The 16177-nt window shown below is 31.8% G+C and carries 15 protein-coding genes; 11 read left to right on the forward strand and 4 right to left on the reverse strand.

Features of this window, described 5'->3' with window-relative positions:
• The first annotated feature begins 19 nt into the window (after window positions 1-19).
• The 7 genes from Q0975_RS21210 to Q0975_RS21240 all read left to right on the forward strand — a co-directional run bounded on the left by Q0975_RS21210 (window position 20) and on the right by Q0975_RS21240 (window position 7324).
• On the forward strand, window positions 20-1030 hold the full coding sequence (locus Q0975_RS21210; RefSeq protein WP_299440358.1) for a transglutaminase domain-containing protein: 1011 nt from the start codon (window positions 20-22) through the stop codon (window positions 1028-1030).
• Between the two features lie 122 nt (window positions 1031-1152).
• Complete coding sequence (locus Q0975_RS21215) at window positions 1153-2241, forward strand: hypothetical protein (protein WP_299440359.1); 1089 nt, start codon at window positions 1153-1155, stop codon at window positions 2239-2241.
• A 122-nt stretch (window positions 2242-2363) separates the two neighbouring features.
• Window positions 2364-3014, forward strand: a complete 651-nt coding sequence (locus Q0975_RS21220; RefSeq protein WP_299440361.1) for a DUF2459 domain-containing protein — start codon at window positions 2364-2366, stop codon at window positions 3012-3014.
• A gap of 17 nt (window positions 3015-3031) precedes the next feature.
• Window positions 3032-3454, forward strand: a complete 423-nt coding sequence (locus Q0975_RS21225; protein ID WP_299440363.1) for a hypothetical protein — start codon at window positions 3032-3034, stop codon at window positions 3452-3454.
• A 165-nt stretch (window positions 3455-3619) separates the two neighbouring features.
• Window positions 3620-5053, forward strand: a complete 1434-nt coding sequence (locus Q0975_RS21230) for an amidohydrolase family protein (protein ID WP_299440365.1) — start codon at window positions 3620-3622, stop codon at window positions 5051-5053.
• Between the two features lie 30 nt (window positions 5054-5083).
• Window positions 5084-5794 (forward strand): phytanoyl-CoA dioxygenase family protein, encoded by a 711-nt coding sequence (locus Q0975_RS21235; RefSeq protein WP_299440367.1) that lies wholly within the window; start codon window positions 5084-5086, stop codon window positions 5792-5794.
• Between the two features lie 90 nt (window positions 5795-5884).
• Entirely contained in the window at window positions 5885-7324 is a 1440-nt protein-coding gene (locus tag Q0975_RS21240; protein ID WP_299440369.1) for a hypothetical protein, read from the forward strand.
• Here the strand turns inward: Q0975_RS21240 and Q0975_RS21245 are convergent.
• Window positions 7314-8021: a LytTR family DNA-binding domain-containing protein gene (locus tag Q0975_RS21245; RefSeq protein WP_299440371.1), complete on the reverse strand. Its 708-nt coding sequence runs from the start codon at window positions 8019-8021 to the stop codon at window positions 7314-7316. The genes Q0975_RS21240 and Q0975_RS21245 overlap by 11 nt on opposite strands.
• 4 nt (window positions 8022-8025) lie before the next feature.
• Window positions 8026-9102, reverse strand: a complete 1077-nt coding sequence (locus Q0975_RS21250) for a histidine kinase (protein ID WP_299440373.1) — start codon at window positions 9100-9102, stop codon at window positions 8026-8028.
• A gap of 247 nt (window positions 9103-9349) precedes the next feature.
• On the opposite strand from Q0975_RS21250, the gene Q0975_RS21255 reads away from it, so the two are divergent.
• Window positions 9350-10315, forward strand: a complete 966-nt coding sequence (locus Q0975_RS21255; RefSeq protein ID WP_299440375.1) for an ankyrin repeat domain-containing protein — start codon at window positions 9350-9352, stop codon at window positions 10313-10315.
• A gap of 18 nt (window positions 10316-10333) precedes the next feature.
• A complete protein-coding gene (locus tag Q0975_RS21260; RefSeq protein ID WP_299440377.1) occupies window positions 10334-11755 on the forward strand; it encodes a serine hydrolase domain-containing protein in 1422 nt (473 codons plus the stop codon).
• A 91-nt stretch (window positions 11756-11846) separates the two neighbouring features.
• Here Q0975_RS21260 and Q0975_RS21265 read toward each other — a convergent pair whose 3' ends face one another.
• On the reverse strand, window positions 11847-12422 hold the full coding sequence (locus Q0975_RS21265; RefSeq protein WP_299440379.1) for a fasciclin domain-containing protein: 576 nt from the start codon (window positions 12420-12422) through the stop codon (window positions 11847-11849).
• A gap of 306 nt (window positions 12423-12728) precedes the next feature.
• Between Q0975_RS21265 and Q0975_RS21270 the strand changes: the two genes are divergently transcribed.
• Both Q0975_RS21270 and Q0975_RS21275 read left to right on the forward strand, forming a co-directional pair.
• Window positions 12729-14177 (forward strand): amidohydrolase, encoded by a 1449-nt coding sequence (locus Q0975_RS21270; protein ID WP_299440381.1) that lies wholly within the window; start codon window positions 12729-12731, stop codon window positions 14175-14177.
• Between the two features lie 15 nt (window positions 14178-14192).
• A complete protein-coding gene (locus Q0975_RS21275) occupies window positions 14193-15242 on the forward strand; it encodes an SMP-30/gluconolactonase/LRE family protein (protein WP_299440383.1) in 1050 nt (349 codons plus the stop codon).
• A gap of 121 nt (window positions 15243-15363) precedes the next feature.
• On the opposite strand, the gene Q0975_RS21280 is transcribed toward Q0975_RS21275, so the two are convergent.
• Window positions 15364-16098 (reverse strand): M12 family metallopeptidase, encoded by a 735-nt coding sequence (locus Q0975_RS21280; protein WP_299440385.1) that lies wholly within the window; start codon window positions 16096-16098, stop codon window positions 15364-15366.
• Window positions 16099-16177 lie beyond the last annotated feature (79 nt).

A 16177-nucleotide genomic window follows, 5' to 3' on the forward strand; every position in this document is an offset into this window, starting at 1 on the left:
AAAGAAAATCAGCATTGTTATGAGAACTAGCCTTTATATCTTTTTATTCATCTTCTTTAACAACTATTTGTACGCTCAAATCTCTGATTTCAAATCCGTAGATTTTACAAGAGCAGATAATATCGCCAAATTAAATGAAGGTGCTTCATTAGAGAATCTTCCGATATTAGCGTATCAGCTTACAAATACATTACCAAGTGAAGCAGAAAAGTTTAGAGCTATATATATGTGGGTTTGTCAAAATATCAAAGGAGACAAAGCTCAGTTTAACAAAGTCGCTAAGAATAGAAAAAAGTTTCAGCATGATTCCATTTCATTTATGAAGTGGAATCATGAATATAAGAGAATTGCTTTTAAAAAATTGCTGAAACGCAAAAAAACTATGTGCACTGGCTATGCATATTTGGTTAAAGAATTATGTTATCTAGCGAATATAAAATGTGTAATCGTTGATGGGTATGGTAGATCTGTAGATGCTAATATTAAAAAGCTAGAAATGGCCAATCATTCCTGGAATGCGGTACAATTAAATAATAAATGGTACTTATCTGATGCTACTTGGTCCAGTGGTTATCTTAATGAGTACAACACTTTTGTAACAGTATATAACGATGGTTATTTTTTGACAGATCCCGTTTTATTTGGAAAAAATCACTTCCCGATAAAACAAAAATGGGCACTTACTGAAACCCTAACAGCCATTAACTTTGTTACAGCTCCTTTAGTATATGGAGAAACCTTTGAAAACAATATAACACCTATCCATCCGCAAAACATGGATATATCCATCAACAAAGGTGACGAAATTACATTTAGTTTTAAATCAGCTACTGATGTTATGGACAAAAATATTTCACTAGTTCATTATGTTGGAACCAAAGAAAGGAAAATGAAAATTTTCAATACAGTGCATGAAAATGATATCATATCCTTTAAACATACTTTCAAAAATAAAGGTATCTATGATACTCATTTAAAAATTAACGGTGCTATTGTAGCAACTTATACTATTGAAGTTACTAGAGGCTAGACATAAAAACATAATGCATTATAAATAAGAAAATTCTAAAATCAAGGTAGAAATTGTAAATAACTAGGTAACATTTTGAGTCAATTCGACACATATATTTAGCGTCACCAATAAAACAATATATGCATATAAGTTTAGATAATTTACAATCGTCCATTAAACGGAAGCATGTTTTTAAATATAAACCAGAATTTTCTGAATCATTTAAAACAGAAATTAATGATGGCCAAATTATACCGTTGACAATTGAGGTTTTCAAAAAATTAGAATGGCCAATAGTCTACACAAGCAAAAATTCTGTAGAAGCTAAAAGGAAAGGTGATTTTAATAAATTAACAGAAAAGATAACAATCACCAAGCACAATTCAGGTAGCATTGAAGTTCATAGTAAATCGATTGAAAGTAATTTTTGGGATGTAGGAAGGAATTCTAAAAGAACTGGATTGTTTATTGCGCTTTTCCAAAAACTTGCCCTTGAATACAAAGAAAATGAAAAACTCACGGAGCTAGAAGCTGAATTCGAAAAACAAAATAGCTGGGCTGATTATGAAATTCCAACAACATTACCACAACCAAAAACGGATAAACAACATAACCTACTCACTATACTAACGGGTGGCTTATCAGCTGCAATTCTGGTTGGTGTTTTAGTTGGGTTTTTATCTCAAAAATTTATTTACATTATTTTTCTATTCGAATTAGGTACTGGGTTTCTTTTTGGTTATTTATTTAATAAGATTATCAAAATAGCAAACTTCAAAGATTTTAGTAAAATAAGATTGATGATAGGTCTATTCGTTTTCATAATTTTCATAACGAATCAATATTTTCAATTTCATTTAATGATTACAGAAAATAACATTCCTGATCTTGACTTTATTGAATTCCAAAAATACCGTCTTAAATTAGGGTTTGTTATTGATAAACTGAATACGGGCTGGATTGGACAAGTGGCTATTTGGATATTACAACTAGTACTTCCATTTTTATTTGCTCAAATAAAAATTATAAGAGGTATGATGAATCAGGCAATTGAAAAAATACCTGAAAAAGTTCTTGAATATGCAATTTACTTACTAGAAATGGGTAAACCTGAAAGCGAAATAAGGGCAGAATTAGCATCCAAAGGCTGGAGCAAAAAGAATAATCAGGATGATGTATTTGATGCAATTCATGCTATTATAGGGTTTCAACAAAATGATCGTGAATAACTCTGCTAATAATATATCATATATTAAATCACAGTAGTTTACCAGTAAAAATCAATTGATAAATTGAGTTATGTTTGATGGTCTTTGATTCATATATTCATTGATTTTTTGTAACTAGCAATATGCGATTCGTAAAAAAGATACTGAAATATCTGGGAGTAGTCTTACTTATTCCTGTTATGTATTTCGTTATTGGAGTACTTTGTTCTTATATCACCATTACACCAAAGACAAGTGATGCAGAAAAAAACAAAAGTATTTATATAGCTACGAATGGTATTCATTTAGAAATCATCATTCCTAAAACAACAATGGATTCTTTACTCCTTAATGGATTACAACATACAGATCAAACACGATATGTATCCTTTGGATGGGGAGAAAAGACATATTATACCAAGGCTGCTACTTCCATGGATTTCACCAATGTAAATAGATTTCAAGCGGCACTATTAAACACTCCCAGTTTGCTACACGTGACCAACTATACTGCAACTCAGCACCATTGGATAGAAATAAAAACAACAGCTACTCAACTTATAAAACTACAGAGATATATCAATGGTTCATTCGCACAAGACAATGAATACCATAAAATTATCATACCCCAAATAAGCTACGGTAATCACGATCGTTTTTATGAATCTAATGCAAGCTACAATTGCCTTTATACCTGTAATACTTGGGTAAACACTGCTTTTAAACAAAGTGATATGAAAGCTTGCCTCTGGACACCATTTGATTTTGGATTGTTGCGGATATATAAAAATTGAAAAACACGTCACTGCTCATGAATACTAGAATCCAACGATTCATCGAAACCTTAAGAAAAAAACCTAAACAGATTTTTCTTATTGATGGATTCGGTGCGCTGCTTACCATGTTTTTTTTAGCAGTAGTATTAGTTACTTTTCAGAAATACATTGGGATGCCTAGAACAGTGCTTTACTTTTTATCTACAATAGCCTTTGCTTTTGCGGTCTATTCCGTCTCTTGCTATTTTATACATCTAACTAACTGGCGATTTTTGCTTAAGATTATTGCTTTTGCAAATCTGACTTATTGTTTTCTTACTATCGGGTTTGTCTATTATCATTTCCAAAACCTAACAACTTTAGGACTCCTCTACTTTTTCTTGGAACTCCTAATTATTCTTGGATTGGTAGCTATAGAATTAATGGTAATTTTGAATCAGAAAAAAAATAACCTATGAAATCATAGTAATTTAGTCCCAAATTGAAAGATTATTACCTATTTGAAAAGGCACTAAATTTTTATAAGTTTAAAGGAATAAAAATCAACGTGAAAGAATAGATTGGTTCAGGTATATTTTACCTTGTTTAGATTCACATATTGAACCTTAGCAATAATTAGATAAATGAAATTATTAAGACGAATTTTTAAGATTATCTTCATACTTATTGGAATACTACTAATAACAATTCTTATCATATTGGGAGTTGATATACAAAAAACAAGCTACCTAAAAGTCAAAAAGAATGAGTTTGCAAATAACAACTCATATCTTATTAGGAATGTTAATATTATTCCGATGACACAAGACACTATTTTGACAAACAAAATGATATACGTAAAGGAAGGTATTATTCAATCTATTGAAAACAGTATTAAAGTTCAGGACATTGAAGTGATTGACGGAGAAAATAGATATGTTATGCCAGGACTTATAGATATGCATGTCCACATATGGGATCGATATGAGCTTGGCTTGTATCTATCAAATGGTATTACAGCAGTTCGTAATTTATGGGGGATGCCAATGCATTTAAGAATTAAAGAAGATGTAAACAATGAAGAAATTATTTCACCCATGTTTTTTACTACAGGACCTAAACTCACAGGTCCAGAATTTATTGGAGATGATAATTTACAATTAACAACCCCCAATGAAGCTAAAGAAAAAGTTATTTCGTATAAGGATAGAGGATACGATTTTATTAAAACCTACTATGGCTTAACAGAAGATATATTCGATGCCGTTATTGAACAAGCAATAATCTCTGATATAGATATTGTTGCACATCCTTCACAAAAAGTACCTTACTCCTATCATTTTAATCCTCAAATAAAATCTATAGAACATGCTGAAGACATTATTCAGCAACCTCTAAACTATAAATTAGATACATTAAAATTAAAAGAAGTGATTAATGATTTCTCGAAATCAAAACACAGTTCTTTTAGCCCAACTTTGACGGTTTACAATAACATTTACCAAATGCTTATTGATGATAGAATTTTAGTGTCAGAGCAACTACAATTCATGAATCCGCTTATTAAAAAAGTAGATAGTAAAGCACAATTTGAAAGATGGTATAATACTAAACTAAGAGATTCCTCTACTGTCAAGACTATTAAAAATCAGCATGATTTTCATTTAAAAATTATCAAAAAGCTCCATGAAGCAGGCACCACATTTATCTGTGGAACGGATGCTGGAATAGGCATAACTATACCTGGGTTTTCAATTCATCAAGAACTTGCATTCTATAAAGAAGCTGGGCTTTCTAATTATGAGGTATTAAAAACAGCCACTGTAAATGCTTCAAAAACTCATTCGATTATGAACAATATGGGAACCATTGAAGTTGGCAAAATTGCAAACTTATTATTAATAGATAATAATCCTTTATTAGACTTATCTACATTGCAAAACCCATCAACTGTATTTATAAAAGGAAGAAAATTAAATAAAGAGACTCTTGATTATTTTGAAAAAAAAGCAATGAATCGTAAGAATTTAATAGCCTCCGCTGTTAGATATCTAGAAAATTTAATCATTGAAAGATGAATTATCACTAACAATACTAGCTTCTTAACAATGTCAATATTATTAAACCACAAATTAGAGCTCCAAAAACAAGGTTTTACAACCATTCCAAATATATACTCGAATCGGGAAATCAATGACTTGATCGAGGTTCTTGAATCTTTGAATATAGAAAGTACAAATTTCAGAAAAACTACAGATTTATTTGCTATTCGACAGTTTTTAAAAGAGGTTCCAGAGGTACATAACCTAATCTTTAACAATAACCTCAGACAATTAGTTTATGAATATTTTGGAGAAGATTATTTCCTAGTTAAATCGATATATTTTGATAAACCACCAGCTTCTAATTGGTTTGTTTCTTATCATCAGGATCTATCTATTTCAGTAAACAAAAAAGAAATCATACCAGAATATACAAATTGGACGGTTAAGCAACATCAATTTGGAGTACAACCACCTTTAGAGATTTTAGAAAGCTTGTATACCATGAGGATCCATCTGGATGATACAGATAAAAATAATGGTGCTTTAAAAGTTATCCCAGAATCTCATGGTAAAGGAATCTACAGACCTGAAACCATTGATTGGAATACTGAAAAAGAAGTGATTTGTAATGTCCCCAAAGGAGGAATCATGCTAATGAAACCTCTATTGTTACACAGTTCTAATCGAACATCAAACAATCAAAGAAGGAGAGTTATACATTTAGAATTCAGTAATAAAAAATTAGCAAAAAAGCTAGATTGGGCGGAAAAATGAATTTCAAAATTATAAAAACTAAAAAAGAGGGGTAACAAAACACTCTTTACTGTAACTAAAGAATAAACTTCCCCCATTATTAAAAAAAGTATGATGAAATTTTACGCTACTATTTTAAAAATAGCATTTATCTTTTTAACCATCTCATTACACGCAAGTGAAATAGATTTTGTTTTAAATAAAGGACAAAAAGTAAAAAGCACCTATTCTGGTGATATTGATCAAAAATCTTCTATACATCTTATTATATATAAAGATAAAAACCGAAAAGAATATGGAATTAAACCATTCTTCATTGATGAAAACAATAAAATCATCGAATTAAACGATATAAATTTTTCATCAGAGCCAACAATTCTTTCTTATCATAAAAATGAAGAAACCTTAACTCTAATTGCATCAGAAGACACTAAACTAAAACTAGGTATATTTACAAAAAAGCTTACCATAATTGATGTTAATATAAACACCAAAGAATCTAAAATAAAAGTATTACCAAAATTCAAGCTTCCAAAAGTAACAGTGCGTCTTCCTGAAAAATCAATTCTTCTTAACTACATAGTTGAAGAAAAAAGAATTGACATTACCAACATTGTAAATGGTGATAACATAATTCAAACTCCATTTAATGTGTCTGAAGATTATGGGATCTTTAAAAGAATATTTTCTTCCCAACCCAAATTCATAAACACAAACGAATACATAGAAAACGGGGCGATTGATGATACCAAAGTATATTATGACAAAGGATTATTATATTTTGATTACATCCGTCGTAACAATCAGTCTATTTTATCGCTAGTATTAAATCCTGTACAAAGTAACTCATTACAATTTCAAATTATCGATAATCTTGATATTGAAAAAATCAAAAATCTTAATTCCTTCTATCATAAAGGGAATTTATTCTTAATGATAAAAACAAAGAAAAGCACCATTCTTTCAGTTGTTGACATCAAAACGGGCAGCATTAAATTCAAAAAACCAATACAGGGAAACTTCATTGGATACTTTAATGACGAAAATCTAAGGTTAATTGACAAAGCCATACGCATTCAAAGACATAAACCGACCATTACCATCAATAAATCCGTAGAAGGCCTTAATGTTCTAAGATTGAGCTACGTAGACAAAACAACGTATAACTACCATAATAATTGGTGGTTTCATCACCAGATGTTCCAGAATATGATGCACCAGCAACAAGAATTCATGAGACAACAAAATTTTAATAGAATGCCCAGTTTCGGTCCTAATAATGAAACCTTTGATTTATATAATACAGAAGTCCCGTCTATCATTAAAGAAAATGAATTTATCAAAATTGTTTTTGATAATAATTTAAACCCTATTAAAAATGCTAGTGTAAAAACTGTAAAAGAATATATCGACAAAAATTTATATCTAGAACCCTTTAAGGATCAAAAAGGAATAAAACATTTTACAGCTGCATTCTCTACAGAATCAATTAGAACTATTCACTATTCAAAAAAGTCGAAAAAATTTATCATCGAGACTTCTAGTCTTTAAAAAAACCAATAACCTGCTCTTTATAACTAGCACCAATTGGGATTTCTTTGGTTCCAATTTCTACATCAACTTTAGTAAATGCTGTAACCTTAGTAACATTTACAATAAATGAACGATGTATTCTTAAAAACGTTTTAGGGAGCTTATTTTCGAAATTACTAATAGAATCTTTGGTAGTTATACTTTTATCCAATAAATGAATTCTAACATAATCTTTTAGACTCTCTACGTACAGTATATCTTCAAAATTAATCTTGACAAACTTTTTATTAGCATTCACATACATATGATCATTAAGAATCTTTTGTTCCTTGATTTCTATTACAGGTACAGACGGTTCTTTTAGCACACTTTTATATTTACTAATTGCTTTAAAGAAACGCCTAAACGAAATAGGTTTTAACAAATAATCAATAACATCTAATTCATAACTTTCTATAGCATAATGACGATAAGCTGTTGTCAGAATTACTTTAGGAGGGTTTTTTATTGTTTTCAAAAAATCGATCCCTGATAATAATGGCATCTCCACATCCAAAAACATTAGATCAATGTTATTTGTTTTTATAATCTCGGATGCTTCTATGGGATTACTAAAGGAAGCTATGAGTTCCGTATTTGGAATTTGACCTAAATATGTTTTTATAATATCCAGCGCCAAAGGCTCATCATCTATTGCGATACATCTAATTGTCATAATATCACTTCAAATCTATAAATAATTCTACAGAATAACTATCCGGTAAATCCTCAATATCTAATCGATATGTATTAGCATAATTAAGTTCTAATTGTCTCTTCAGGTTACTCATTCCTATTCCGGATTTATTATTTGGTTTTTCTATTGTATTAATAGTATGAAGCCTACTATTATATACTTTAAAAGTAAGTTTAGTATCAATTACAGATAAATCAATATGTATTTTTGGATTATTCGGATTACCGCTTGATCCATGCTTAAAAGCATTTTCAACTAACGGCAACAATAACAATGGAGCAATCTGTGTATTTAAATCATCTGCCTTGTGATTAAAAATTAAATCTAATGAATCTCCATAACGCAAAGATTCTAGGTCTATGAATCCCTGTATTAATTCTATTTCTTTTTGTATTGAAATGGAGGCTTCATCACTTTGATATAATATAAAGTCTAATAATTCCGATAATTTAAGCACTACTTGTGGAGCAACATCGGATTTTGATAATGTTAAAGCATATAAATTATTCAATGTATTGAATAAAAAATGAGGCTGAATCTGAGCTTTTAAAAATTTAAGTTCATTAGTAGCCTTTTCTTTCAGTAACATTTCTAATTGATGCTTCTCTTCAAACCTATCTTTAATTGCTTTTATAATTAGCATCATAAATGCATAAATATATACAGCTGGGAAATAAGTAGAAAATAAATATGCAAAATCCGAGAGTATTTCCGTAATAGATTCTTGAACAAAATCCACTCTAATAAAAGGTTCTGCGATATAAACAACACTCCATCTGGCAAAGGCCGAAAGCAAGTAGATACTTACAATCATGGATCCCAAAAAAAGTAAATATTTCTTTTGTAGAAGTAGGTTAGGTATCTGAAAATAATTTAAAACATAAGCCGCTATTATCTGAGATGGCAGCATCGCCAAATAGTTAATAATATGAGACTTCAGTGTTCCAGAATTTAGACTGGCAAGTAAGGTGAATATTAATAGAAATGAGCCCCAAAACAAAAGATGAGACACCTTTCTATTCTGAATTATTCGATCAATAAAGGGCTTATTAGTATTCATTAAATTTAAAGATAAGTAATAATACTAAGTAAAACTGATTAAACATTCCAACATCAGATAACAACAACCAAAAATCTGTTTGCGCTTGATTAATGTCATTTTCCTTCGAAAAATCTTTTCTGTCAATAGAAAACTTCTATTCGTCTTTTTTTTAAATAACACCTTCTATTAAGACCTAATTTCGAATTGAATTTATAAACAAATACTACTAATTAGTATTCAATCATTAATCAAAAAACGAACAATTATGAAAACAATAATCCTACTAGTAGCATTAACATGCATCAATCTGATGTCTTTAAAAGCTCAAACTTGCAAAGAGTTACTATATGCAGTAAAAAATAATGATATTACAAAAGTAACCCAGCTTCTAGAAACTGTAAACCCAAACTGTAATTATGATGAAATCATACAACCACGATCTCCATTGGGAATGGCTTCCTATAATGGAAATTTATCTATGGTGAAATTATTAATTAAAGCAGGATCAAAAGTTTCTTATAGACATAGTAATGATGCGAGCTCTTTAATGATTGCTGCACAAAATGGACATTATGAAGTTTCTAAATATTTAGTTGATAAAGGAGCCAGCGTAAATATTAAAATAACTGGAGATGGTACTCCCTTAATAGCTGCTGTAAGGGGAAAGAATAGTGATATTGTACAATTATTATTAAAAAACGGTGCAGATCCTAATGCAGAAGTATCTGGTGATGGAAACCCAATGCTTATTGCGGGAAGCTTAGATGACACCAAAATATTAGAAATATTGGCATCCTATACGTCAGATATCGATAAAGCCACAGTTGGTGATGGAACAGCACTAATAAGAGCAGCTTCTAGAGGAAATCTTACTATGGTAAAAACTATTGTAAGACTTGGAGCTGATGTCAATAAAAAAAGTGATCGAGATGGAAATCCATTAATCGCAGCATCAAAAAAGGGGCATTTAGATATTGTCAAGTTTTTAGTAGAATCTGGAGCATTAGTGGATGTGTATGTAAACGGTGACGAGACACCTCTTATCAATGCTGCTTGGAACGGACATCTAAATGTTGTAAAGTATTTAGTAGGAAAAGGAGCCAATGTCAATAAATCCGTTAGAGATAGTTACTCTCTATTTTCCGAAAAAAGAAGTCCTTTATCTATGGCTAAAAGAGGGAAACATCAAGAAATTATCAATTACTTAATTACTAAAGGAGCAATAAAGTAAACCCTAGCAATCAGAATCATGAAAAAAGCATCTCTATACACAGTAATATTAACGTTGCTAATGTGTACAATACCTCTAAACTCTCAAAGTCAAAGTAACAACAATGACATCAATGAGTATTCAGAAATCGAAACAGTAGCCGAAGCATTCATGCAACAAACGAAAATCCCAGGTTTTTCTATAGCCATTAGCAAAAATGGAGAAATCTTATATGCCAAAGGATTCGGTTACGCTACTATAGAGCAACATATAAAAATGGAAACAACTACTCTTTTACGAACTGCCTCTGTTGCCAAAGTAATCACCGCGACAGCAATTGGTAAATTAGTTTCAGAAGGTAAAATTGACTTAGATGCTCCCATAAAAAATTATATCTCATACATAGATGAGAAATATGCTAATATCACTTCTCGTCAGTTAGCAGGTCATACTTCTGGATTAGCACATAGACCAAATGGGAATAGCTATAAAAAAAAGCAATATCAAAGTATAAAGGAGACCGTAAACTTAATGCAAGCCTCTCTCCTATTTGATCCTGATACAGATTACAAATATTCTACGCATGCTTTTAATTTACTAGCTGCAGTGATTGAAGGAGCTTCCGGGAAAAGCTATATCGATTATATGAATGATCACATTTTTAAACCACTACAGATGACACAAACTGCTGCCGAAAATATTGAAAAGCTTTCTAAAGAAAATGCTTCCCTGTATTATCTTAAAAATGAAAAACTTCACAAAGAAAAAATAACAAATGCTAGTTACAAAATACCCGGAGCTGGGTTTAGATCAACACCTTCGGATTTAGTTAAGATGATGAATGGATATACAAACGGATTTATCTCTAAAGAAGTGGTCAAAGAAATGTTCAAGAGTCACCAACTTAAGAATGGTAAAAAAACAAATGTAGGTGTTGTTTGGCGTTCATCTTATGATGCTTTTGGCAACAACGTTTTAGAACATGCAGGCAGCTGGCGAGGAGCTCGGACTGTTATTGTACATTATCCAAAAGAACAACTAAATATTGCCATTATGATTAACGCAGATTGCCCTATATTTATTGAGGAGACCGCACATAATTTTGCACAATTATTTAGAAATATTAAACAGATACAACCAATTGGCGATCATATAAAAGAGGATATAAAATTAACTTTTAATGCTTCAAAAAAGATCGAAGTTTTTAACGGTATCTTTATCACTAATGGAACAAATGGAATCCTTAAAACGAATAGTGATGGTTTTTTAAAAGAAAACCCTGTGTATTCTGTGGATAATCAGAATAATTATGCCCTTGCCACCTATTACGGGCTATTACACACTAATTTAATACACAAACCAAAACTACAAGGTAAAGCTTATATCTATTCAAATAGAAACGCATCAAATCCTACTCTCGAAAAGCCCGCTATTACCTTTGAAGCTGTTGACATTGATTAGAATCATTTAACTTTAATGCATAAAAAACCTCACAACTCTATCTAATTGTGAGGTTCTCCGGTTTTAAACAAACACATTAAATTATATCTTACTATTTCTTTGGTAACATTACAGTTTCCAGAGTATGGATCATTCCGTTAGTAGCTTCGATATCTGTTTTCATTAATCTACCAGCATTACCATTTTTATCGATTAAATAGATTTTACCTCTTTTTCTACTTGCTATTAATCTAGTACCTCCAAGCGTTTTAAGTTTTACACTTCCTCCTCCTTCATTAATTGCTTTGATAATATCTTGCTCATTAATAGTTCCTCGAATAATATGGCAATTCATAATAGCTGCCAGTTCTTCTTTAGTTAATTTTTCTATAGTTCCTTGCGGTAATTTCTGAAAAGCACCATTTAATGGAGCGAATATAGTATAAGGTTTTTGGCTATTAAACTTCTCAGCATATTCCGCGGATTGCACAACTTCATTTAATTTAGTAAATGCTATATCATATGATATCACCTCATTGATCGTTGGGATCTTTTCTTCTTTAGCTGGAATATTCGCTTGAGCAATAAGCTTATCATTACGACGATCTTTCTTTTCGACCGTTTGACAAGAAACAAATGTAATAATTAGGATAAGTGCAAAAACGTTAAATAGACTTTTAATCTTCATTTTCTAAATTGATTTTATGGAGTAATTCTTAGTTATTGATAACAATTTTATAATCAATGTATTACTTGATCTCAGGTTAAAACTATTGTAATTAACGTTAAGAAATGTTAATAAATGAGAATTCGTAAGTACTCATTTAGTAAACGTTTTTATACTCATGTGGTTGCACCGTAACAGGCATGAATACTCAGAATGCATCCTCAAAAAGTGAAGGCTAATAAGAATGTGATAAAATGTTACTATCAACATAAAAAATGTTATTTTTATCATTATCATCTTAAGCAAACTCATTTAATTCAGGCTATTATGAAATCAAACAACTTTATAGGTCTATTACTATGTTCTTTATTGACGCTACCGATCTTTAGTCAAAAGAAACCCTCTGAAAGCAAACAAGCGATCATAAAATCAATAGAAACCCATCAAAAAGAACTTATCAATATCAGTGATCAAATCTGGGCATTAGCAGAAACTGCTTTTGAAGAAAATCAATCTTCAAAGCTACTAGCAGATTATGCAGAAAAGCAAGGATTTACTGTAGAACGAGGAGTTGCAGGAATGCCAACAGCTTTTGTTGCAACCTACGGTTCTGGAAAACCTGTAATTAGTGTATTAGGAGAATTTGATGCATTACCAGGAATCTCACAAAAAGCTCAACCTACCAAGTCTCCACTTAACGAAGGTGCCGGAGGACATGGTTGTGGGCACAATCTATTTGGAGCAGGAAGTTTAGGAGCTGCCATTGCTGTAAAAGAACTTATCCAAAGTGGTAAAATCAAAGGAACCATAAAGTTTTTTGGTACGCCTAGCGAAGAAAAATATTTCGGTAAAATATGGATGGTAAGAGAAGGCTTGTGGAATAATGTCGATGCTAATATTAGCTGGCATCCATCTGCATCTACCAAAGCAGATGTACAAAGTTCTCTAGCATTAGTAGATTTTAAAGTAGAATTTTTTGGACAAGCAGCACATGCATCTGCCGATCCATGGAATGGTAGAAGTGCCTCTGACGCATTGGAATTATACACAACTGGAATCAACTATTATCGAGAACATGTTAAACCTACTGTTCGTATGCATTATCATATCCAGGATGGCGGACAAGTTGTAAATGTGGTTCCAGACTACGCTAGATTATGGATGCGAGTACGCGATACTAAACGCTCTGGTATGATGCCAGTATATGAACGTGTTCAGAAAATGGCAGAAGGAGCAGCTATTATGGCGAATGTAGACTATAAAATCTCATTAATTTCTGGAATTTACGAAGTACTTGTAAATCGTGAAGGAGGAAAACTTATGCAGAATAATCTGGAACTTCTTGGACCAATTACCTATACGGATGAAGAAATTGCCTTCGGTAAAAAAATCCAGGAAGTAACAAAAAAAGAACAAGTAGGTATGGACAGTGCTATCAATCCACTAGAAGAGACCAAGGAGCATCCAGGTGGAGGTTCTACCGATGTAGGAGATGTAAGCTGGAATGTCCCTAATATAAATCTGGGAGTTACAACCGCTCCAAAAGATACACCTTGGCATTCTTGGGCTGTAGTAGCCTGTGGCGGAATGAGTATTGGTCATAAAGGAATGTTATATGCCTCCAAAGCAATGGCTATGACAATGACAGATCTTTACGAAAACCCAGAAGCCTTAGAAAAGGTAAAAGCCGAATATAAAGAGCGTAAAGGAGATGAAGTATACGAAGCTATTGTTCCAGAAGGACCACCACCAGTTCCGGCCAATTCTAAAAAGTAATAAGATCGAAAATTTATGAAACGTGTTATAAAGAGAACTACACTTGTTCTTTTAGTAGTAATCATTGCCTTTGTTGCTCATATATTAATATCAACTGGCTTTTTCAGAACTGTAGAGAATAAATTTGAAGGAACAGTTCTAAAGAAAATCCCTATTCCTGGCGCCGAAGACATCACTGTCAGCCCATCAGAGGGTTTTGCATTAATCTCCTCTACGAATAGAGAAATCTATCCTCCTGTAAAAGAAGAAAAAGGTGGATTGTACTTAATGGATTTAAAAAATAAGAATTTTAACCTTACTCATCTAACCGCTTCTTTTGATCAATCTTTTGCTCCACATGGAATTTCAATGATAAAAAAAGATAGCATCTATAAAGTGATGGCAATTAATCATACACCAAAAGGACATTCTATTGAAGTTTTTACTATGAATGGTAAAAATCTGGTTCACGAAAAAACACTAACCCATCCTTCCTTAATCAGTCCTAATGATCTTGTACTAATCGATGAACATCGTTTTTATGTCACTAATGATCACGGATACACAAAAGGAATTGGTAAAATATTAGAAGAATATCTTGGACTTTCTATTTCGAATGTTCTTTACTATGATGGCGAAAACTATACTGAAGTTGCAGACGGTATTGCCTATGCTAATGGGATCAATTTTGACCCTAAACGTAACTTATTGTTTGTAGCATCTCCTAGAGGTTTTTTAGTCAAAGTGTATTCCAAAAATATTGATGGATCTCTAGAATTTATAGAAGATATTCCTTGTGGTACAGGAGTAGATAATATCGAAATCGATACTGATGGAAATCTCTGGATAGGAGCGCATCCTAATTTATTACGATTTGGATCCTATGCCAAAGGAAAAGAAGACACTACTCCTTCAGAAATTATTAAGATTACCTATAACGGGAAAAACGATTATGATATAGAACACATATACACAAATGACGGAACTGAAATGTCTGGCTCCACAATAGCGGCACCTTTTGAAGATCTTATAGTAACAGGAAACGTTATGGATGATAAATTTTTAATCCTGAAACCCGAAAAGTAATAGGTTTCATGAATATAATCAGTATTCGAATTCTCTTAAACCTTAAAAACATATAAAACCTCCTCCAAAAGACATTTGGAAGAGGTTTTTTTAGGTTCATTCCTTTTTCGAAGCAATATATTTAACCTAAATCCACATCATTAAGATCTTTAAAATCCGTGTCCGAAGATTTTGTATTCGAAGTTCCACAGGAGCCTATAAAATTCCAGCCGTTTGTCGTTCGTTCAAATAAGTTACCAAAATAAGTAACCCTATCTCCTGGTTGGTAAGATTGATTAGGAGACCATTCTGCTACTCCATCACAGATATCTCCACCCGGACCATCACCAGAATACATTTTTTGAATTCCTTCTACGTCTCCATTAGAAAGTGATGTTCTATTGGTAGTATACGTGGATCCATCTTTTTTTACAATGGTCGGCAATCCATTTTTAGAAAAAGCAAATGAAGAATAAAGCATTATAGAATTAAAATCTAACTCATTTGTGAATTCATCACCATCAATTCCCTGTTGTAGATAAGTTTCAAAATTAAATTCTAAACCATTCTGAATATTTCCAAAATTAATGGTGATGTACTGATCCCTATCTTTTCTACTTTGTTCGTGCCACAGACCTACTGCGTGTCCAATTTCATGAATGACAGCTCCTGTAGGGCATCCTCCAGCCAATGTAATATCCTGTCTTCCTCCCTGACGACCTACAAAAGAAGAGCAACCGCCTCCAGTTCTAAAAAACACATAATTATTCTGATTTGTTCGAGGTACAAATCGAATGGGTGTTTTTGCCTCCCAATCAGCAATAGCATCCGTAATTCGTTGCTGATTAGGGAATCCATTCTGAACCTGATAATACACAACTTAAGTTTACAATGCTTAACTTTTAGTATAAATAATCAGAAAGAACAAAAGAGAGAATTAAGGTTATGATACACGG

The sequence above is a fragment of the uncultured Aquimarina sp. genome (genome assembly GCF_947500065.1).
Taxonomy (GTDB): domain Bacteria; phylum Bacteroidota; class Bacteroidia; order Flavobacteriales; family Flavobacteriaceae; genus Aquimarina.

Coding starts and splice junctions, on each gene's coding strand:
- Q0975_RS21230 (WP_299440365.1), top strand. CDS start 3,620: ATGAAATTATTAAGACGAATTTTTAAGATTATCTTCATACTTATTGGA.
- Q0975_RS21215 (WP_299440359.1), top strand. CDS start 1,153: ATGCATATAAGTTTAGATAATTTACAATCGTCCATTAAACGGAAGCAT.
- Q0975_RS21225 (WP_299440363.1), top strand. CDS start 3,032: ATGAATACTAGAATCCAACGATTCATCGAAACCTTAAGAAAAAAACCT.
- Q0975_RS21250 (WP_299440373.1), bottom strand. CDS start 9,102: ATGAATACTAATAAGCCCTTTATTGATCGAATAATTCAGAATAGAAAG.
- Q0975_RS21275 (WP_299440383.1), top strand. CDS start 14,193: ATGAAACGTGTTATAAAGAGAACTACACTTGTTCTTTTAGTAGTAATC.
- Q0975_RS21240 (WP_299440369.1), top strand. CDS start 5,885: ATGATGAAATTTTACGCTACTATTTTAAAAATAGCATTTATCTTTTTA.
- Q0975_RS21245 (WP_299440371.1), bottom strand. CDS start 8,021: ATGACAATTAGATGTATCGCAATAGATGATGAGCCTTTGGCGCTGGAT.
- Q0975_RS21235 (WP_299440367.1), top strand. CDS start 5,084: ATGTCAATATTATTAAACCACAAATTAGAGCTCCAAAAACAAGGTTTT.
- Q0975_RS21270 (WP_299440381.1), top strand. CDS start 12,729: ATGAAATCAAACAACTTTATAGGTCTATTACTATGTTCTTTATTGACG.
- Q0975_RS21265 (WP_299440379.1), bottom strand. CDS start 12,422: ATGAAGATTAAAAGTCTATTTAACGTTTTTGCACTTATCCTAATTATT.
- Q0975_RS21220 (WP_299440361.1), top strand. CDS start 2,364: ATGCGATTCGTAAAAAAGATACTGAAATATCTGGGAGTAGTCTTACTT.
- Q0975_RS21260 (WP_299440377.1), top strand. CDS start 10,334: ATGAAAAAAGCATCTCTATACACAGTAATATTAACGTTGCTAATGTGT.
- Q0975_RS21210 (WP_299440358.1), top strand. CDS start 20: ATGAGAACTAGCCTTTATATCTTTTTATTCATCTTCTTTAACAACTAT.
- Q0975_RS21255 (WP_299440375.1), top strand. CDS start 9,350: ATGAAAACAATAATCCTACTAGTAGCATTAACATGCATCAATCTGATG.